This window comes from Mesorhizobium sp. B2-4-15 (assembly GCF_006658505.1).
Classification (GTDB): Bacteria; Pseudomonadota; Alphaproteobacteria; order Rhizobiales; family Rhizobiaceae; genus Mesorhizobium.
The window spans coordinates 129,842-148,610 of the sequence record NZ_VFUZ01000012.1 but is presented as its reverse complement, the minus strand read 5'-3'; the positions used below and the strand labels follow the sequence as shown (position 1 = coordinate 148,610).

Below are 18,769 nucleotides of genomic sequence, written 5' to 3'. Positions count from 1 at the left end.
TGCGGATGAGCGGTCGGGATGGAAACGACAGCCACCATCCTGCATGCCGATCTCGATGCCTTCTATGCCTCGGTCGAGCAGCTGCTAGACCCGTCGCTGCGCGGCAAGCCGATCGCGGTCGGCGGCGGCGTGGTGCTGGCCGCCTCCTATGAGGCGCGCGCCTTCGGCGTGCGTGGCGGCATGCCGGGGCGCAAGGCGCGCGAGCTTTGCCCGCGGCTGATCTTCGTCGGCGGCAATTTCAGCCACTATCAGCGGCTGGGCGACGCGGCGATCAAGGTGCTCGACGATTTCACGCCAGTGGTGGAACGAGTCTCCATCGACGAAGCCTTCGCCGATGTCGCCGGTTGCACGCATCTGTTCGGGCAGCCGCGAGAGATCGCCGAAACCATCCGCCGCCGCGTGCGGGCCGAACTCGGCCTGCCGATCTCGATCGGCGTGGCCCGCACCAAGCATCTGGCCAAGATCGCCTCGCAGGTCGCCAAGCCCGACGGGCTGGTGGTGGTCGATCCCGGCACCGAGCTTGCCTTCCTGCACGATTTGCCGGTCTCGCTGATGTGGGGCGTCGGCCCGGCGACCAGGGCGCGGCTGGCCGAAATCGGCGTCGAGACCATCGGCCAGCTGGCCAGGACGCATAGCGGCGCGCTGATGCGGCTGCTCGGCCCCGCCGCCGGCGAAAAGCTCGCCGCCCTGTCTTGGAACCGCGACCCGAGGAAGCTGGAGACGAAGCGCCGCGCGCATTCGGCCGGCGCGCAATCGGCGCTTGGCCAGAAGCCGGCCGTGGCGCGGGTGATCGTGCCCACGCTGCTGCATCTGGCCGACCGCGTCGCCAGCCGGTTGCGCGCCAAGGCGCGGCCCGGCCGCACGGTGACGGTGCGCGTGCGCTTTGCCGATCTCCGCGCCGTGACGCGCTCGATCACCCTCGACCAGCCGATCTCGGCGACCACCATGCTGGCCGAAATCGCCGGCGATCTGGTGCGCGGCGTGCTTGCCGACCATCCACGCGAGAAGACGATCTCGCTGCTGGCGATCTCGGTGTCGCATCTGGAGGAAAGTGCCGAGCTGCAGCTCGACCTGCCGCTCGGGCTTGCCGACGAAAAGCGCCGGCCCGGCACCCAGAAAGGCCTGGCGCGCTTCGGCGCCGACCGCGCCATCGACAAGATCCGCGAGCGCTTCGGCAAACAGGCGGTCGGCTACGGCACGGTGGCGCTGGAAGCGGCCCGCTCGGTGCCCGACGAATTCAGGGAACTGGCGGAAAAGGAACTGTGAACGGATGGCGCACCCGTCTCAGCCTCTGATCGCCCTACCCGTCTGCTGCAGCAGCTCAAACGCCGCGAACCGCTTGGCGTGCCAGCCGGCCAGCGGCGCGTTGGGATGATAGACTTCGCCGAGTTCCGACATGACGGCCATGGCCGTCACCAGATCCTCATAGGCTCCAGCAGCGACGGCTCCGAGCATCGCCGAGCCCAGCAGCACCGGCTCCGGCGAGGTCGATGCCACCACGACCAGGCCGGTTGTGTCGGCCAGCAGTTGGCGGACCAATGGGCTTTGGCCCGCGCCGCCGCTGACGACGATCGTATCGACGGCAATGCCCTTTTCGCGCTCGGCGCATACGATCTGGCGCGCGCCATAGCCAAGACCGCAGATCCCGGCGACATAGAGCGCGACCAGGCTGTCGAGGCTGGTGTCGAGATCGAGCCCGGCGATCAGCGCATGTGCGTCCGGATCGGCGAAAGGCGCGCGATTGCCAAGAAATTCCGGCACGACATGGATGCCGCCGGCCAGCGCCGGCACAGCCGCCGCCCCGCCCCGGCTTTCGGCCTGCAGCGACAGCCAGACGCTGAGAGTGAGCCCTGCGGCTCGTGCTTTCTCCGTCGCTTCGCCGGCTGCCGGATGCAAACGCACCAGGTGGTCGATGGCCGCGCCTGCCGCCGATTGCCCGCCCTCGTTCAGCCACAGGCCCGGCACCATGGCCGAGAAATACGGACCCCAGACGCCGTCGACAAAAGCCGGCTCGGCCGTCGTCGACATGGTACAGGCCGAGGTGCCGAAGACATAGGCCATGCGCGACAGAACACTGCCGGCTGCGCCGCGCGCGCCGACCGTGCCGATACCACCGGCATGCGCGTCGATCAGGCCCGCCGCTACCGCTGTTCCCTCGGCCAGGCCCAGCTCTGCGGCCGCTTGCGCCGTCAGCCCGCTGCCGAGTGCCGCACCGGCTGGCACGATCTCGGTGCCGATGCGCGCGAAGGCCTCGTCGGCGAGTGCCCCAAGGCCTATCTCGCGGAAATATCCCTCGTCCCATCGGTTTTCATGCGCGAGGTAGGTCCATTTGCAGGTCACCGTGCAGACCGAGCGGGCAAGGCTGCCGCTGGCACGCCAGGTCAGGAAGTCGGCGAGATCCAGAAACTGCCAGGCCGCGTCGAAGGTAGCAGGCATGTTTTCGGTCAGCCACAGAAGTTTCGGCGTCTCCATCTCCGGCGAGATGACGCCGCCGACATAGTTCAGCACCGCCTTGCCACTGCGGTTTATGCGGCGCGCCTGTTCCGCCGCACGGTGATCCATCCACACGATGATGTTGCGCTCCGGATCGCCAGATGGGCCAACCGGCAGCGGCGCACCGCCTTCGCCCAGCACCACGAGCGAACAGGTGGCGTCGAAGCCGATCCCGTCGATCGTCTCCGGCTCGGCGCCGGATTGGGCGACGGCCTCGCGCACCGCGGCACACACCGCACGCCAGATGTCGCGGCTCGACTGCTCGACGATGTCACCGGGCTCGCGCCACACCTCGATGTCCCGCTTGGCCGAGGCCAGCAGGGTGCCGGACAGATCGAACACCCCGGCGCGTGCGCTACCGGTGCCGACGTCGATGCCTATGTAATGGGGCAAGGAAAACCTCTGATTTCAGGGAGCAGCAGGTCGTAAGCAGTGAGTGGACGGTGGTGAGGTGGTGCGTGGCTATTGACTACTCCTCAGAGATCATTGCTCTGCGGCAGGATCACGAGATCCCTGATGGTGACGTTCCTTGGCCGGGTCAGCATGAACATCACCGCTTCGGCCACTTCGCGCGGCTGCATCAGGCCACCGGCGGCAAGCTCTTCCTCGAGCTTTGCCTTCGGCCAATCGTCGACCAACGCCGTCACCACCGGGCCGGGCGCCACCGCACCAACGCGCAAGCCATGCCTGGCGACTTGCCGGCGCACCGTGTGGACAAAGGCCTGCACGGCATGCTTGGACGCGGTGTAGATCGGCTCCCAGACCACCGGAACCAGTCCGGCGATCGAACTGGTGACGATGATGTCGCCGGTCTTGCGCTCGACCATGTGCGGCAGGACGGCCTGGATCGAGCGGAAGCAGGCGTTGATATTGAGGTTCAGCACGCGGTCCCAGAGGTCGGGATCGCCGTTCGCCACCTCGCCGCCGACATAGGCGCCGGCATTGGCGTGGAAGATGTCGAGGTGGCCGGCCTTTTCCAGGATCAGCGGCATCATCGTTGCAACGCTTGCCGGCTGCATCAGCTCGATCAACAGCGGGATCGCCTTCGGACCGAGTTCGGCACAGAGTGCGTTCAGCGTCGCCTCGGCGCGGTCGACCAGCACCACGGTGGCGCCTGCCGCCAGCATATGCCTGGCGCATTCCAGACCGATGCCTGAAGCCGCACCGGTGACGGCGGCAACTTTTCCGGACAGTTCTTCACTCATGTCTTCACTTCCTGTTGATGGGTTCAGGCTCGGCCATGAGAGACACGCGAGCGGCGTGCCAGCGAGTCGACGATGACTGCGATGGCAAGCACGGCGCCGGTGATCATGTACCTAAGCGACGAGGACAGATCGAGCAGCGTCAGCCCGCTGGCGATCGACTGGATGACGATGATGCCGAGCAGCGCCGAATAGGCACTGCCGCGACCGCCGAAGAGGCTGGTGCCGCCGATGACCGCGGCCGCGATGGCGTTGAGGTTGACGTCGCCGGTGCCGGCCTGCTGGCTGGCCGACGCAAGGCGGGCCGCCGACAGCACGCCGCCGAATGCGGCCAGCATCGAGCACAGCACGAAGGCGCTGGAATAGATCAGCCCCACGTTGATGCCGGCACGCCGCGCCGCCTCGCGGTTGCCGCCGACCGCCGACATCGAGCGGCCCCATTTGGTCCGCGTCAGCGCGTAGTGCATGGCGATGGCCAGGCCGACGAAAAGGCCGAACATCCAGGGAATGCCGCGTGCCTGGTTGAGATAGAAGACGATGACTTCCAGCACGAGCGTTATCGCCACGGCGCGCGTGATCAGGCCACCGCTCGAAGGCGCCGACAAATTGGCGGCACGGCGGCGCGCCACGGTGCGCAGGCCGGTAACCAGCATGACGATGCCTGGCACGGCCGCCAGCCCGAAGGAAACCCATTTCGGCATCACCAGCAGCTGGCCGAAATTCACCAGGTTCGAGCCGTAAGGCAAGTTTATCGAGCCGGTCGATCCCAGGATGTAAAGCTGCAGGCCGAGTACCGCGAGCAGGCCGGCCAGCGTCGAGACGAAACTCGGCATGCCCAGCCGATTGAACAAAAGCGCATAGAGCGCGCCGATGGAGCCGCCGACGGCGACGGCGGCAAGAATGGCGAGCGCCACCGGCCAGCCCTGGTTGACCCAGAGCGAGCCGACCAGTGCTGAGGCAAAGCCGCTGATCGAGCCGACCGACAGGTCGATCTCGCCGACCATGAGCACACAGACGATGCCGAGCGCGATGACGCCGACGGTGGAGCAGTCAAACAGTAGGTTGACCAGGTTGCTGCTCGACAGGAAGATCGGGTTGATGCTGGCGAACACAGTCCAGATGATAACCAGCCCGACGACAACCGGCAGCGAACCGAGATCGCCGGAGCGCACGCGATCGGAAAAGGCGCGGATAGTGCCACCGATCCCGGCCTCGTGTCTGACACGCACATCGGCACGGTCGAGCGGCGCTGGAGCAGGCTTCTGGGCTTCAAGGCTCATGAGTGTGGCTCCTGCGTGTGATCTGGTCTCGCCTGCCGGCGCTCCGCACGCCGCGAAACCGAATTGTTCGACGCGCCGGTGATGGCGCTGACCAGTTCCTGGTTCGAGGCGTCGGGCGTGAAGATGCCGTTATTGCGGCCAAGCCGGAGCACGACGATACGGTCGGCCACCGCGCGCACGTCTTCCATGTTATGGCTGATGATGACGACGCCGAGGCCGCGATCGCGCACGCGTTCGATCAGGTTGAGCACCTCGGCCGTCTGCGCCACACCGAGTGCGGCCGTCGGCTCGTCGAGCAGGATGAGTTTCGGCTCAAGCAGCAGCGAGCGCGCGATCGCCACTGTCTGGCGCTGGCCGCCCGACAGCGACGCCACCACCTCGCGCACGCTTGGGATGCGCGCCGACAGTTCGTTGAGCAGCGTCCAGGCGCGTACTTCCATTGCCACTTCGTCGAGCCGCAGCGGATTGAGCTCGCGGCCAAGAAAGATATTGGCGACGATGTCGAGGTTCTCGCACAACGCCAGGTCCTGGAACACGGTGGCGATGCCGAGCGTGAGTGCGGCACTCGGGTCGGCAAGCACCACCTGCTTGCCTTGAAAACTGATCGCGCCCGAACTTGGCTGATGCACACCGGCAAGGATCTTGACCAGCGTCGACTTGCCGGCCCCATTGTCGCCGACCAGCGCCACCACTTCGCCGGCATGTACGTCGAGGTCGATGTCGGTGAGCGCCGAGACGGCGCCGAAATTCTTCGAGACGCCACGCAGGCTGAGCACCAGCTCGCCTGTCGGAACCGCCGGGGTATCGATCATGCCTGGAACACCTCTTCAAACCAGTTCGGAATAGGCGCTGTCCGGCCACGACCGGACAGCGCAACAGGCAAAGGTCGCGGTCAGTTGATGCCCAGCTTCTTGCAGCCTTCCGCGTAACGGTCGACGCACAGTTCAGCCGCGGTGTTGATCTTCTTGTCGATGATCTCGGCCTTCAGGTTTTCCTGCGTCACGACAGCAGGGGTGAACAGCTGCGAGGGCGTATCATACAGCGTCATCTCGGCCTTCGGCGTCTCGCCCGAGAGCAGCTTTACAGCGACGTTCGCCGCCGCCGCCGCCACGATCTCGCTCGGCTTGGAGATGGTGTTGTACTGATCGCCGGCAATGATCAGCTGCAGCGCGGCGATCGTGGCGTCATTGCCGGTCACCGGCGGAACCGGGTCGACACCGGCGGCCTTGAAGGCAGCGATGGCGCCGCCGCCGGTACCGTCGTTGGCGGCAACCACGCCGAGGATCTTCGGACCGAAGCGGGTGATCTGGCCGCCTGCCCATTGCTGCGCCTTCGGCGGCGCCCATTCCGGCGTGTCGAATTCGGCCAGGATCTGGTAGCGGCTGTTGTCCAGGCCCTCATGGATACCCTTCTTGATCAGGCCTGCAGCCGCGTCGGTGGGCGAACCGTTGATCTGCAGCACACCGCCGGTGGCCGGATCGACCTTGAGCGCCTTCAGATGGGCGACCAGCGAATCCGCGATGGCCTTGCCGATGCCTTCATTGTTGAACGAGACATAGAAGTCGGCCGGAGCGGTCGGGATCGGCCGGTCATAGGCGATGACCTTGATGCCCTGGCTTTGCGCCAGCTTGACCAGCGAGGCAGCGGCGGTCGAGTCGACAGGGTCGAGCACGATCGCCTTGGCGCCTTGCGAGATCACCGAGTTGAACTGCTGCTGCTGGCGCGAGACGTCGGCATCGGCGTTCTGGTAGATCACCTTGCAACCCGGGCACAGCTTCTTCATCTCGGCGGCGAAGCCGGGATAATCGTGCTGCTCGTAGCGGGTCGAGGCCTGGTCGGGCATCAGGAAGGCAACCGTGGCATCGGTGACCTCGGCGGCACGGACGCTGGCAGCGGTGCCGGCCAGCAGCGACAGCGCGAGCGCCGCCATGCCGGTCGACTTTATTGAAATTCTGGTCATTCGGTCTTCTCCGTTTCTGGATATGGTTGTAAGAAGGTCGTTGACTGCTTTTGTGTGGAGACACGACCTCTCCTGGCCCCAACTGCTATTGGGACCAGGGCCGGGAGGCGGCCATTCCAGGCTGCGCCGACATCCTCCTGGCGCGGAGGATTTCCCGGACAAGCGTTCTCCATCGCGGACCGCTTCCTTGCGGTCCACGTCCTCATGTCGAAAACTTCTATCTCCTCCCTTGGCTCCTCCCGTTAAGCGGCTTTTCCCGCGTTGATATTGTCGGCCAGCAGGCGTCTGAAACGCGAGGGCGGCATGCCCTTCTCCGCCAGGAATTGCCGGTTGAAATTGGACAGGTTGTTGAAGCCCACCTCGTAGCAGATGTCGGTGATCGAAGCCTGCTCGTCGCTCATGAGTATCTGGCAGGCAAGATTGATGCGCAGCCGCTTGACATACTGCACCAGCGACATGCCGGTGTGGCGGCGAAACGAACGCGAAAACGCTCCGGTCGATTGCCCGGCGATGGCCGCAAGGTCGGCCTCATCGAACAGCTGCGTCAGATTTTCCCTGATATAGGCGAGTGCTTTGTTCATGCCGGCTGTCATGTAGCCGGAGGGGTCGGGCCGGTAGCTGGCGCTGGCCAGCAGCCGGATTTCCTGGGCGCGGCTGAGCAGGCCCGCGATCATCATGAACAGCTCGATGCGGCGCACGCCCTGCGCCTGCATCATCTCTTCCATCAGCGGCGCCAGCTCCTTGTTGGTGCGGGCGGAAAACAGCACGCCGCGCCGCGATGCCTCGAGCAGCGGGCCCAGCCCCGCGAGCTCCGGCAGAACATGCATGGCGTCGCCGATGAAACTCTCCGAGAACTGGATGATGCGACCGCGCAGTGGAATGGAACTGTCGCGCGGAATGTCGCTGACCCAATTGTGCGGCAGGTTGGGTCCGGTCAGCACCAGATTGCCCGGCTCGAACTCGCCGATGAAGTCTCCCACGAAATACCGGCCGCTGGTGAAGATCACCTGATGAAGCTCGTATTCGGGATGGAAATGCCAGCGCACAGTGTGGAAGGGATAGCCGTGCGACCACGCTTTGAAAGACTCACCGCGTCTGATCTGGACAACTTCCAGGTCCGGTTCCATGTCCGTTTCCTCCCGGGCCGGCACGGATCATTGCCGCATTCGGCCCCAATTCCCTAAACCGGCCGAATTGGTTTCGGCTCTGCATTTCGAAACCACGGTACCGGCTCGTTTGAGCAGGCGCCACCACGATTCAGGGCAGCGGATGATACTTTTTTGACCGGGAGGGGATGTGGGGGAAGCGATATTCGGACAGCCTTGCTGATTGCCGCGCAATGGTTCGCGCCGGCACCGAGGGGGCGGTCGATCTGTAGGCCCGGATCACCAAGCCTGCGCCGCCATGCAAGTTCCGCGATCGTAGGCATGTGCGCCATCACCCGAGGCCCTGCTTCAGCAGCTGTTCGAAGTTCGCGCCGCCATGGCTGGCCAGAGCCGAATTCCAAACAGTTCAGAGCCGCGCCGTGCCGAAAATCCGGTCCCAGAATATCGACGTCACGCCGAAATTGGCGGTGTCGTCGACATGGTGGTGCACCGCGTGGCGGCGCTTGAGCGTGTAAAGGTAGCTCGGATGGCTGGGGTGCCAGTGATGGATCATGTGGTGGACGCTGATGTACCAGAGATAGCCCAGCATCAGCCCGCAGCTCACCGCGCTCGCGGCCGCGAAGCCGGAAACCATCCAGACAGGCAGGAACGCGACCAGCGCATGGACGCCCAGGCTGAGCCAGGTCGGCGTACCCACCGAGCTGCGCTCCTCGACATGATGGCGGTCGTGCAGATCCCTGATCCAGGGAATGTGGTGAAGGACGAAGCGGTGCAGGACGTATTCGATCAGCGTCCACAGGCCGAGGCAGACCAGCACCGCGCCGATCCAGTCCGGCGCGCTCTCTTCTCCGGCCTCGATCAGCCCTGCCACCCCCAATATCGCGATGACCAGGGGATAGACCACGAAGTCGCTGTAATAGCCGATCAGACCCAGTTGCATTTGGACGCCCCGCTGACTTTCGACGCCGCCCCAGAAAACGATGCCATCAGATTGCCGAACTCGCGTATGAGGTGCAATGCATGCATCTGAAATAGCGTCGCAATTCCCTGGTGCAAGGATCGGCACCCATCATCCCGGACGAATCAGATGAGGGCCGAAGTCGCACCGGCGCCACAAACGGACATGCAAAAATGGCAAAACGCAGTGCGGGATTGCTGATCTATCATCGAAGCGATGGCGATATCAGGGTGCTTCTGGTTCATCCCGGCGGACCGTTCTGGGCGAAGAAGGACGATGGCGCCTGGTCGATCCCGAAGGGCCTCATCGGCGAAGACGAGGATGAGCTCGCGGCAGCGCAACGCGAAACCGAGGAAGAGCTCGGCCTGAGAGTGGAAGGCCCGTTCGAGCGTCTCGGCGACTACAGGCAGCCGGGTGGCAAGATCGTTGTGGCCTGGTCCGCCGAGGCCAGAACCGGGATCGACGTTGCCACGATCAAGAGCAACATCTTCACGATGGAATGGCCGCCGAGGTCCGGGTCGATGAAAGAATTTCCTGAGGTCGACAGAGCGGGGTGGTTCAGCCTGCCCGAGGCCGAGGTCAAGATCCTTGCCGGGCAGCGGCCGATGCTGACGGATTTGTCAGCGCGGCTGGATGCCGCGTGATCGCCAGCCAGTTCCCTGGCTCGTCACGTCGTTTCGCGCAGGATCACCGTCGGTTCCATCAGCACCATCCGGCGCGGCTGCTTGGGATCATTCAGAAAATCGATCAGCGCGCCGATCGCCAGGGAGCCGGCCTCGGAAATGCGCCGTTCGATGGTCGACAGCGGCCGCACCAGCAGCGGCGCGATGTAGATGTTGTCGAAGCCCATCACCGCGCAGTCGTCGGGAACGCTCAAGCCCCGCTCCCGCAGCGCGACGGTGGCCCCCATCGCCAGCATGTCGCTCATGCAGCACATGGCGGAGAAGCTGGTGCGGTCGAGCAGCGTGATCGTCTCGATTTCGGGGAATGGGCGCCGCCACGGCGACTTCCGGGATTGACGCGCGTGTCTGCTCACTGCAATGTCTATTAACCAGCTGTTAACCTTGCGACGGCTGAGATCGGGGGCACTTTGGAACCGTTTTTGGACGCGAACCTCCTGAATTGGGACGATCGGGCCGAACTGCACGCGACCGACAGAACGGGCAGCTACCGCATTGAGAATGTGCTGGCTGGTGGATCCAATCTCTATGAGCTGGAAACGCGCGAGGTCGGAGACATTTTCGGCAAGGACATCGTCCATCTGCAATGTCACATCGGGCTCGACACGATCAGCCTGAGGAATCTCGGCGCGGGCAGCGTGACCGGCCTGGACTTTTCACCGAGAGCGATCGCCGCGGCGAGGGATTTCGCCTCCAAGGCAGGCAGTGACGTTCGCTTCGTGGAGGCGCCGCTATACGAGGCGGTCGAAGCGCTCGACCAGACCTATGACGTGGTCTACGTCACCTGGGGGTCGGTGAACTGGCTTGACGATGTCTTTCGTTGGGCGCGGGTGGTCGCCGATCTTATGCGGCCTGGCGGCCGGCTGTACATGGCCGAGGGCCATCCCTTGATGTTCCAGTGCAACCGCAAGGCTGCCGCCCTCGAATTGAAGGACGACTGGCGAACGCCGGTGGCGCGACCGCTCGCCTGGAACGAGAATCAGACCTATACCGGCGACGAACGAACACTGAAGCACCCTCGATACTATGAGTGGATCCATCCGATCAGCGACGTGGTGAACGCGCTGATCGCAGCGGGGCTGACGCTCGATTTTCTCAACGAGCATGACACGGTTTCCTGGAAGCATTTTTCATTCGCGGTGAGGGCCGGCAGGGATATGTACCGCCTGCCCGAAAAAGCTCCAAAGATTCCAATGGCTTATTCAATTGGAGCAACCAAGCGCGGCGTCGGGACGTATCGGATCGTCCAGAAAAAAGTCGATAGCCACTAACGTTATGTGGCGAGTGCTGGTGCGATTGCCCGCGCCAGCACCCGAAGGCGCAAAAAAAATTTTAAAGACTGTGAAGGCCAAAATTAAGTTATTGCGAACTAATATTCCCTTGATAAGGCTCACCCAGAGAGCCTGACAAGCACAAGGGAACCTCGCCCTATTGGCTCGTTTCGCCAAAATCCTCGGCCGCGCAAGGGGGGCCGTCTTCTCACCGGCAAGGATCCCGGTGGGGATTGCGATTGTGGTTATTGCCGTTTGCGCGGCGTTCGCGGACCATCAGAACAAGATCGTTTCGGACCAGGCCGCCCGCGCGGATGTGCTGGCCAAGGTCAACGTCATTCGCGCCAAGCTCGAAGGAAACATCAACGGCAATCTTCAGCTGGTTCGAGGTCTGGTCGCCGCGGTCACGACCGAACCATACATGGGAGAGCAACGCTTCACGGAACTTGCCAGCCGCCTGTTCAGCGAAGAGTCCCAACTTCGCAATATTGCCGGCGCGCCCGACCTGGTCATTTCCTTGATGTACCCGATGGCCGGCAACGAGAAGGCCATCGGTCTCGATTACCGCAAGAACGACCAGCAGCGCGCGGCTGCCCTGCGAGCGCGCGACGAGCGCAAGCTCGTTCTCGCTGGCCCGGTCGATCTGGCGCAGGGAGGACAGGCCTTCATCGGTCGATTCCCGGTATTCGTAAAAAGCGCGGGCAACACCGACCGGTTCTGGGGCATTGTTTCCGCGGTCGTCGACATGCAGCGCCTTTACCAGGCGACGGGTCTCCTCGACAAGAATCTCGGGATTGACGTGGCGCTGATCGGCAGTGATGCCCTTGGCGCGAAGGGAGTCCAGTTCTTCGGTGACCAGCGAGTCGTCAAGAACAATCCGGTGACGGCCGACGTTCTGCTCCCGTCGGGCTCCTGGCAGATCGCCGCCATTCCCAAGAACGGTTGGCCCGCCACTCCCGCCAACGCATGGCTGCTGAGGGCGATCATGGCGGCAGCGGCCGCACTGATCTTGATCCCCTTCCTGGCGGCAGGCCGCCTGATCGACGAGAGGCAGCAAAACTACTGGGAGTTGCATCGGCTGTCGCGACGGCTGGAGCTTGCTCTGGAGGCGTCGGCCATCGGAGTGTGGGAGCACGACCTCGAAACCAACCATCTGACGTGGGACGATCGCGTCAACGAGATCTACGGCAGAGAGTCCGATGGCGAGCCGCGCGGATATCCGGACTGGGCCGGGGCCATTCATCCTGCCGATCTGCCTGGCGCGCTTGCGGATTTCGACAAGGCAGTGGCCGGGCGAAACACATATTCGTCGGAATACCGGATTGTTCGGCCGAACGGTGAAATTCGTCACGTCCGGTCCACGGCTATCTTCTACCAGATCGCAAACAATTCGCCTCGAATGGTCGGCGCGGAGTGGGACGTGACTGCAGACGTCCTGCTGAACACCGATCTGGTTCGCGCAAAACAGCTGACCGAGTCGAAAAATACGGAACTCGAATCTGCCAAGGCGCGCATAGAACACATCGCCCTGCACGATTCGCTGACGGATTTGCCCAATCGGCGTTATCTGGACCAGGTGCTGGAAGATTATGCGGCAAAGGCCAGACTCAACGGCGGCTGCGCGGCGCTGCTTCACATCGATCTGGATCGCTTCAAGCACATCAACGATACGCTTGGTCATGCGGCCGGCGACGCAATGCTGGTGCACGCGTCATCCATCCTCAAGTCCAATGTCGGCGACCGCGGTTTTGTCGCTCGGATTGGAGGAGACGAATTCATCGTGCTCTGTACGGTGTACGGCAATGTCAGCCAGGCCGCGGCGCTCGCTGACAACATCATTGAGCAGATGCGCAGACCTGTTTATTACCATGGCCATCAATGTCGGTTTGGCGTCAGCGTCGGAATTGCGATCGACAATGATAGAGACACCGATGCCAGGCAGTCGCTGGTGAATGCCGATATTGCCCTCTACCGGGCAAAGAGGCGGGGCCGCAACCGCTATGAATTCTTCAGTGGAGAACTGCAAAGCGAAATCATCAACACGAAGAGAGTTGCCGACGAGATTCTAGCCGGTCTCGAGCGAGACGAATTCATCGTATTCTACCAGCCTCAATTTGATGCAAAGACGCTGGAGATCGTCGGCGTTGAAGCGCTGGCGCGGTGGAGGCATCCAGAGAAGGGGATTCTGACGCCTGACGCTTTCCTGAAGACCGCCGAAGAACTGAACGTCGTGTCGGTGATAGACCGGAAAGTCCTCCAGCAATCGCTTTTGGATTTCGAAGCGTGGTCCGCCGACAAGATCGGTATTCCGCGCGTGTCGGTCAACGTTTCGGCACGGCGCCTTCAAGACGAGGAACTCCTGAAGAGCTTGCGTGACCTCAACATCAGAAAGGGGACTTTTTCCTTTGAACTCGTCGAGTCGATCTTCCTCGACAACAACGACGATCTGGTCACATGGAACGTCGAGCAGATCAAGCAACTCGGCATCGACATCGAAATCGACGATTTCGGCACCGGTTATGCCTCTATTGTCAGCCTGCTCAAATTGCAGCCTCGCCGCCTCAAGATAGATCGTCAGTTGGTGGATCCTATCGTGAACTCACCCCAGCAACGGCAGGTCGTCTCGTCGATCATCGAAATCGGCAAATCCCTGGGTATCGAGATCATAGCCGAAGGCGTCGAGACGATGAAGCACGCACGTGTGCTCAAAGGGCTTGGCTGCGACATATTGCAAGGCTACGCATTCGGGCACGCAATGGATTCCGACCGGCTGAGAAGCTTCGCTCGATCTCGACGGTTGCCCGTGGCAAGCTAGAGCAATCCAGGAAAAGTGCGTAGCGGTTTTCCGTCCGGAATTGCGTAATAACAAAGACTTAGAGCGGGGCAACGATTCCGCCAAACGCTGAACCGCTCCAACCTTGTTCGAAATCCGGCATGCGTTCTATCGCGGAAAGCTTCGTGCGCCTCAGCCAAACCGCGCAGCCGTCCACGCCCCGCCCGCCGCGTTCGACTCCACCGCCGCGGCGACGAACTTCACGCCGCGCGCGCCATCGACGACATCGGGAACCTGCGCCGCGCGCGCCGGATCGACCACGCCGCCCGACCGATGCGCGCGGATGATGTCGGCGGCGTCGCGGTAGAAATTGGCGAAGGCCTCGATATAGCCCTCGGGGTGCGCCGCCGGCATGCGCGAGACGCGCCGGCTTTCCTCGGTCGAGCCATGGCCGCCGCGCACCAGCGTGCGGGTTTCCTCGCCATATCGGGAGAAGCGCAATTCCTCCGGCCGGCCACCCGACCATTCGAGACCGGCCTTGTCGCCATAGATGCGTACGCAGAGGTCGTTGTAGTGGCCGGGCGAGGTCTGGCTGGCCAGGATCGTGCCGCGCGCCCCGTCCGTCCAGCGCACCAGCACATGCGCGTTGTCGTCGAGTCGCCGTCCAGGCACGGCGGTGAACAGGTCAGCCGACACAGTCTCGGCCTCGCAGCCCGAAATGTAGCTCGCGAGGTTGAAGGCATGGACGCCGATATCGGCCAGCACCGCCGACTGCCCTGCCCTTGCCGGATCGGTGCGCCATTCCGCCTGCTTCTGGCCCTCGGCGTCGATCGGCCTGGTCAGCCAGTCCTGAATATAGGCGCCATGCACGGACACGATGCGGCCGAGCTCGCCCGCCATCACCATTTCGCGCGCCTGGCGCACCATGGCGTAGCCGGTGTTGTTGAGGGTGACGACGAAGCGGCGCTTTCGCGCCCGCGTCAGCGCCACCAGCGCCTCGGCGTCGCCAAGCGTGGTCGACAGCGGCTTGTCGCAGATGATGTCTATGCCGGCTTCGAGGAAGGCTGTCGCGATCGGCGCGTGCAGATGATTGGGCGTGACGATGACGACCGCCTCGATGCCGTCCGGCCGCACGGCCTCGGCCTTCGCCATGGCGTGGTAATCGGCATAGCTGCGCTCCGGCGCGATGCCGATCTCGGCGGCCGAGGCGGCGGCATTCTCCGGATCGGACGACAGCGCGCCGGCGACCAGTGTGATCTGGTCGTCGAGCCGCATGGCGAGGCGATGCACGGCGCCGATGAAAGCATTGCGGCCGCCGCCGACCATGCCCACCCTCAGGCGCTTGCGCGTTGATCCGTCCGATGTTGCGTAGACCATCTTTGAAAACTCCTCCCGGCCGACCATCCCGCCGACGCGGGAGACCCTAAAACGCGGCTACCACTTTCGAACAGGATTTCCAATTTCCATATTGTAAAACGATCGTATCGCGCTAGCCTGAAATCATGAGCGGGGCGCGCAAATCATCCGGTCGATCCAGTGCCGACGAGGCCGCGACGCGCAAGCGCGGGCGCTCGCTGGCGGCATTGGGCTATATCCAGCCGCAAACCTATGAGGAACTGCGCGCGGTGCTGTCATCGGGCACCGTGCATTTCCCAAAGCGGCTGCGCCAGGTGGCGATCTTCCTGTGGCAGCATCCGAGCGACGTCGCGCTCGGCACCATCGCGCAGGTGGCGGCGCAGGCCGGCGTGCAGCCCTCGACGCTGGTGCGCTTCGCGCAGATCTTCGGCTATGCCGGATTTTCCGATTTCCAGGGCCTGTTCAAGGAGCACGTCAAGGGCTCGTGGCCGGAAGGGCGAGGCGAACAGCGCAGCGAGGCCGAGCCCAATGCGCAGCTGCGTTTCCTGCACGGCATGGTCGGCGCCTCGCAGGCTTCGCTTGGCCGCATCGAAAGCGGCTTCGACGTCGAGAGTTTCGAGAAGATGGTGGCGCTTTTGGCCGCCGCCGACCTGATCTATGTCATCGGTTCCAAGCGCGCCTTCCCGGTCACCGCTTATCTGTCGCTGACGCTCTCGCAGCAAGGCGTGCGCAACGTGCTGGTCGACAATGTCGGCTCGACCGCGCTCGACCAGGTCGGCTGCATCGGCAGCCGCGACGCCGTGCTGGCGGTTTCCTTCAGCCCCTACAATTCGATCACGCCCGACCTCGTCGCCGTGGCGCATGAGCGCAAGGCCCGCATCGTCACCATCACCGACAGCACGTTCAGCCCGCTGACCCGGCTGTCGGACAGCTGGCTGGAGGTGGTGGAATCCGACTTCGCCGGCTTCCGCTCGCTGGCCGCCTCGCTGGCGGTCGGCATGGCGCTGGTCCATGGCGTGGTGGCGCGGCGCGGCAAGTAAGCTGGTTCTGGATTGTAGCCCTTGTGGCGGAGGTCGCCAATTGCCGAAGTCGGCGCCGCCCCTCATCGCCCTGCCGGGCATTTCTCCCCGTATAGTGACGGGGAGAAGGGGCTGGCCGCAGCGCCGGCCCCTTCTTGCGACGCTGGGATTGGCGAACCGGCGGTGAGAGCGCCCCTCTCCCCGCTCTGCGGGGAGGGGGTGCCGGCAGGGCGATGTGGGGCGGCGCCAGCCAACAGCGATTGTCCTATGAACCCACGCTGGCCCGATTGACTATCGGGAACCATCGTTCCATATTTCAAAAAATAGAAACTTTGTTCCGGGAGGAGGAATGGAGATCCGGCTCGACGGCAAGGTGATTTTGGTCACCGGGTCGACGCAAGGTATCGGCCGTGCCATTGCCGAGACGCTGGCGCGCTCCGGCGCGGCGGGCCTTCTGGTCACCGGCCGCGAGAAGACGCGCGGCGACGCCGTGGCGGCGGAGCTGTCGCAATTGGGCACGCCGGCGATCTTCGTCGCCGCCGACCTCGCGGATCCGCAAGCCCCTGCACTCCTGGCTCAATCCTGCGTCGAGCGCTTCGGCCGCATCGACGGTCTCGTCAACGCCGCCGGCCTCACCGACCGAGCCTCCTTCCTCGATGCCGGCCTCGACGACTGGGCCTCGCTGTTCGCCGTCAACGCCCGCGCGCCCTTCTTCCTGATGCAGGCTGTCATCGCCGACATGAAGAAGCGCGGCCAGGGCGGCGCTATTCTCAACATCCTGTCGATCAACGCGCATTGCGGCGCGCCGGAGCTCGCCGTCTATTCCGCCACCAAGGGCGCGCTCTCCACGCTGACCAAGAACGCCGCCAACGCCCACCGCTTCGACCGCATCCGCGTCAACGGCATCAATGTCGGCTGGACCGACACGCCGGCCGAGCGCGTCATGCAATCTGAAACGCTCGGCCACGGTCCGGGCTGGCTCGACGCCGCCAACGCCGCGCAACCTTTCGGCCGGCTGCTGGCGCCACACGATATCGCGAATCTTGCCGTGTTCCTGCTCTCCGACGCCGCCGGCCCGATGACCGGCGCCGTGATCGATCAGGAGCAGTCGGTGATCGGGGCGAACCGGTGAACACTTCGCTTGAAACGCTCCGGCCCGAGTTGCTGGAGAGGCTTCCCGCCACCGTCCAGAAGCCGGCCTACGACCGCGAGACGCTGGCGCCCGGCATGGCGCATCTGGGCGTCGGCGCCTTCCACCGCTGCCATCAGGCCGAATACACGGATGATCTTTTGTCGCGCCAGTTCGACCGCTGGGGCATTGTCGGCATCAACATCCGCCCGCCTCACCTCGCCGAGACGCTGGGCCGCCAAAGCGGGCTCTACACCAGGCTGATCCGAGAGAACGATCACGTCGAGGCGCGCGTCATCGGCAGCATCGTAAAGGTGGTGGACAGCCAGGACAGCGCCGGACCAGCGCTCGACGTGCTCGCCTCACCCGACATCGAACTGGTGACGATGACGGTGACCGAGAAAGGCTATTGTCACGTCCCCTCGACTGGGGAACTCGACCTCGGTCATCCCGACATCGTCCATGACCTTGCCAACCCGGAGACACCGCGCAGCGTGCCCGGCATCCTCACGCAGGCGCTGGAGTTGCGCCGGGCAACGCATGGGCGGAAGCTGACGCTGCTATCCTGCGACAACATCCCGACCAACGGCGTCATCCTGGAGACCGTGGTGCGGACCTTTGCCGAACGGCGCGGCAACCGCCTGGCCGACTGGATCGCAGCCAAAGCCGCCTTCCCCTCCGCCATGGTCGACCGCATCGCGCCGGCGGTAACGCAGGACGATCTCGACAGCGTCGAGCAATGGTTCGGCTATCACGACGGCGCCGTCGCCGTCGGCGAGCCGTTCCGGCAGTGGGTGATCGAGAAAAAGTTCGCTGGTCGCATGCCGCGCTGGGATCTGGTCGGCGCGACCTTCGTCGACGATGTCACGCCGTTCGAGCATCTCAAGATGCGGGTGCTGAACGGTGCGCAGACGACGCTCGCCACGCTCGGCGTGCTGGCCGGGCTCGAACACACGTCAGACGCCATCGCCGACCCGCTGCTGTCGGTCTTCGTACGCCGCATGCTGGTCGAGGAGACAGTGCCGACGCTGATGCCGGTCCCCGGCATGGAGCCGTTGGCCTATATCGAGCAGAGCCTCGGCCGGTTGAAGAACACCGCGATCCGGCACCGCAACCACCAGATCGCCACCGATGGTTCGCAAAAGATCGTCCAGCGCCTGCTCAACCCGATCCGCGACCGGCTAAGCCAAGGGGCCAGCATCGGACTGCTCGCGGTGCCGGTCGCCGGCTGGATGGCCTATCTGATCCAGGCCTCGGAACGCTTCGGCAAGCTCTGGCCGGTGTCGGATCCCTACGCCGGCAAGGTCGCCGCGATTGCCGACGCCACCGGCCGCGATGCGCCGGCGCTGGCTTCGGCCATCCTTGCCATCGACACGATTTTCGACCCCGGCCTTGCCGCGAACGAGACATTCCGCGAGGCCATCACCGTGGCGCTTGGCGAGCTGCTTTCGGACAATCCGATGGCGGCTGTCCGGCACAGTCTTGAACAAGATGAGGTCGCGAGGTTGAAGCGATCCAAACAATCGGCATTATAGGCATCGG

16 protein-coding genes are annotated in these 18,769 nt (G+C 64.0%); 7 read left to right on the top strand and 9 right to left on the bottom strand.

Annotation, left to right across the window (positions count from 1 at the left end):
* The first annotated feature begins 18 nt into the window (after positions 1–18).
* Complete coding sequence (dinB, locus tag FJ930_RS16420) at positions 19–1,266, top strand: DNA polymerase IV (RefSeq protein WP_141839061.1); 1,248 nt, start codon at positions 19–21, stop codon at positions 1,264–1,266.
* Positions 1,267–1,284: 18 nt separating this feature from the next.
* Here the strand turns inward: dinB and FJ930_RS16415 are convergent, their stop codons facing one another.
* The 7 genes from FJ930_RS16415 to FJ930_RS16385 all read right to left on the bottom strand — a co-directional run bounded on the left by FJ930_RS16415 (position 1,285) and on the right by FJ930_RS16385 (position 8,981).
* Complete coding sequence (locus FJ930_RS16415; protein WP_141839059.1) at positions 1,285–2,886, bottom strand: FGGY-family carbohydrate kinase; 1,602 nt, start codon at positions 2,884–2,886, stop codon at positions 1,285–1,287.
* A gap of 83 nt (positions 2,887–2,969) precedes the next feature.
* Entirely contained in the window at positions 2,970–3,698 is a 729-nt protein-coding gene (locus FJ930_RS16410; RefSeq protein WP_141839056.1) for an SDR family oxidoreductase, read from the bottom strand.
* A 23-nt stretch (positions 3,699–3,721) separates the two neighbouring features.
* Positions 3,722–4,975, bottom strand: coding sequence for a sugar ABC transporter permease (locus FJ930_RS16405; RefSeq protein WP_141839054.1), 1,254 nt, complete (start codon positions 4,973–4,975; stop codon positions 3,722–3,724).
* Positions 4,972–5,787, bottom strand: a complete 816-nt coding sequence (locus tag FJ930_RS16400; RefSeq protein ID WP_141839052.1) for an ATP-binding cassette domain-containing protein — start codon at positions 5,785–5,787, stop codon at positions 4,972–4,974. Before FJ930_RS16400 ends, FJ930_RS16405 begins: the two co-directional genes overlap by 4 nt.
* A gap of 80 nt (positions 5,788–5,867) precedes the next feature.
* Positions 5,868–6,935 carry a sugar ABC transporter substrate-binding protein gene (locus FJ930_RS16395; RefSeq protein ID WP_141839050.1) on the bottom strand — a complete coding sequence of 356 codons (1,068 nt, stop codon included), beginning with the start codon at positions 6,933–6,935 and terminating at the stop codon, positions 5,868–5,870.
* Between the two features lie 242 nt (positions 6,936–7,177).
* On the bottom strand, positions 7,178–8,062 hold the full coding sequence (locus tag FJ930_RS16390; protein WP_140741523.1) for an AraC family transcriptional regulator: 885 nt from the start codon (positions 8,060–8,062) through the stop codon (positions 7,178–7,180).
* A 385-nt stretch (positions 8,063–8,447) separates the two neighbouring features.
* A complete protein-coding gene (locus FJ930_RS16385) occupies positions 8,448–8,981 on the bottom strand; it encodes a sterol desaturase family protein (RefSeq protein ID WP_141839048.1) in 534 nt (177 codons plus the stop codon).
* A 191-nt stretch (positions 8,982–9,172) separates the two neighbouring features.
* On the opposite strand from FJ930_RS16385, the gene FJ930_RS16380 reads away from it, so the two are divergent.
* Positions 9,173–9,643, top strand: a complete 471-nt coding sequence (locus tag FJ930_RS16380; RefSeq protein WP_141839046.1) for an NUDIX domain-containing protein — start codon at positions 9,173–9,175, stop codon at positions 9,641–9,643.
* Positions 9,644–9,666: 23 nt separating this feature from the next.
* Here FJ930_RS16380 and FJ930_RS16375 read toward each other — a convergent pair whose 3' ends face one another.
* Positions 9,667–10,035, bottom strand: coding sequence for a substrate-binding domain-containing protein (locus FJ930_RS16375; protein ID WP_141839044.1), 369 nt, complete (start codon positions 10,033–10,035; stop codon positions 9,667–9,669).
* 66 nt (positions 10,036–10,101) lie between these two features.
* Here FJ930_RS16375 and FJ930_RS16370 point away from each other — a divergent pair, with 66 nt between their 5' ends.
* Both FJ930_RS16370 and FJ930_RS16365 read left to right on the top strand, forming a co-directional pair.
* A complete protein-coding gene (locus FJ930_RS16370) occupies positions 10,102–10,950 on the top strand; it encodes a class I SAM-dependent methyltransferase (protein ID WP_246676937.1) in 849 nt (282 codons plus the stop codon).
* A 232-nt stretch (positions 10,951–11,182) separates the two neighbouring features.
* Positions 11,183–13,765 carry an EAL domain-containing protein gene (locus FJ930_RS16365; protein WP_141839137.1) on the top strand — a complete coding sequence of 861 codons (2,583 nt, stop codon included), beginning with the start codon at positions 11,183–11,185 and terminating at the stop codon, positions 13,763–13,765.
* A gap of 150 nt (positions 13,766–13,915) precedes the next feature.
* On the opposite strand, the gene FJ930_RS16360 is transcribed toward FJ930_RS16365, so the two are convergent.
* Positions 13,916–15,100: a Gfo/Idh/MocA family oxidoreductase gene (locus FJ930_RS16360; protein WP_141839042.1), complete on the bottom strand. Its 1,185-nt coding sequence runs from the start codon at positions 15,098–15,100 to the stop codon at positions 13,916–13,918.
* A 125-nt stretch (positions 15,101–15,225) separates the two neighbouring features.
* Here FJ930_RS16360 and FJ930_RS16355 point away from each other — a divergent pair, with 125 nt between their 5' ends.
* The 3 genes from FJ930_RS16355 (at position 15,226) to FJ930_RS16345 (ending at position 18,762) form a co-directional block, all read left to right on the top strand.
* On the top strand, positions 15,226–16,119 hold the full coding sequence (locus tag FJ930_RS16355; protein WP_141839040.1) for a MurR/RpiR family transcriptional regulator: 894 nt from the start codon (positions 15,226–15,228) through the stop codon (positions 16,117–16,119).
* Positions 16,120–16,447: 328 nt separating this feature from the next.
* Entirely contained in the window at positions 16,448–17,230 is a 783-nt protein-coding gene (locus FJ930_RS16350) for an SDR family oxidoreductase (RefSeq protein WP_141839038.1), read from the top strand.
* On the top strand, positions 17,227–18,762 hold the full coding sequence (locus FJ930_RS16345; protein ID WP_141839036.1) for a mannitol dehydrogenase family protein: 1,536 nt from the start codon (positions 17,227–17,229) through the stop codon (positions 18,760–18,762). The genes FJ930_RS16350 and FJ930_RS16345 overlap by 4 nt, the downstream gene beginning before the upstream one ends.
* Positions 18,763–18,769: the final 7 nt, after the last annotated feature.

What these genes read in the sequence shown, in the direction of transcription:
- FJ930_RS16400 (WP_141839052.1), bottom strand. Translation starts at nt 5,787, where the DNA reads ATGATCGATACCCCGGCGGTTCCGACAGGCGAGCTGGTGCTCAGCCTG.
- FJ930_RS16410 (WP_141839056.1), bottom strand. Translation starts at nt 3,698, where the DNA reads ATGAGTGAAGAACTGTCCGGAAAAGTTGCCGCCGTCACCGGTGCGGCT.
- FJ930_RS16395 (WP_141839050.1), bottom strand. Translation starts at nt 6,935, where the DNA reads ATGACCAGAATTTCAATAAAGTCGACCGGCATGGCGGCGCTCGCGCTG.
- FJ930_RS16380 (WP_141839046.1), top strand. Translation starts at nt 9,173, where the DNA reads ATGGCAAAACGCAGTGCGGGATTGCTGATCTATCATCGAAGCGATGGC.
- FJ930_RS16385 (WP_141839048.1), bottom strand. Translation starts at nt 8,981, where the DNA reads ATGCAACTGGGTCTGATCGGCTATTACAGCGACTTCGTGGTCTATCCC.
- FJ930_RS16360 (WP_141839042.1), bottom strand. Translation starts at nt 15,100, where the DNA reads ATGGTCTACGCAACATCGGACGGATCAACGCGCAAGCGCCTGAGGGTG.
- dinB (WP_141839061.1), top strand. Translation starts at nt 19, where the DNA reads ATGGAAACGACAGCCACCATCCTGCATGCCGATCTCGATGCCTTCTAT.
- FJ930_RS16355 (WP_141839040.1), top strand. Translation starts at nt 15,226, where the DNA reads ATGAGCGGGGCGCGCAAATCATCCGGTCGATCCAGTGCCGACGAGGCC.
- FJ930_RS16350 (WP_141839038.1), top strand. Translation starts at nt 16,448, where the DNA reads ATGGAGATCCGGCTCGACGGCAAGGTGATTTTGGTCACCGGGTCGACG.
- FJ930_RS16405 (WP_141839054.1), bottom strand. Translation starts at nt 4,975, where the DNA reads ATGAGCCTTGAAGCCCAGAAGCCTGCTCCAGCGCCGCTCGACCGTGCC.
- FJ930_RS16390 (WP_140741523.1), bottom strand. Translation starts at nt 8,062, where the DNA reads ATGGAACCGGACCTGGAAGTTGTCCAGATCAGACGCGGTGAGTCTTTC.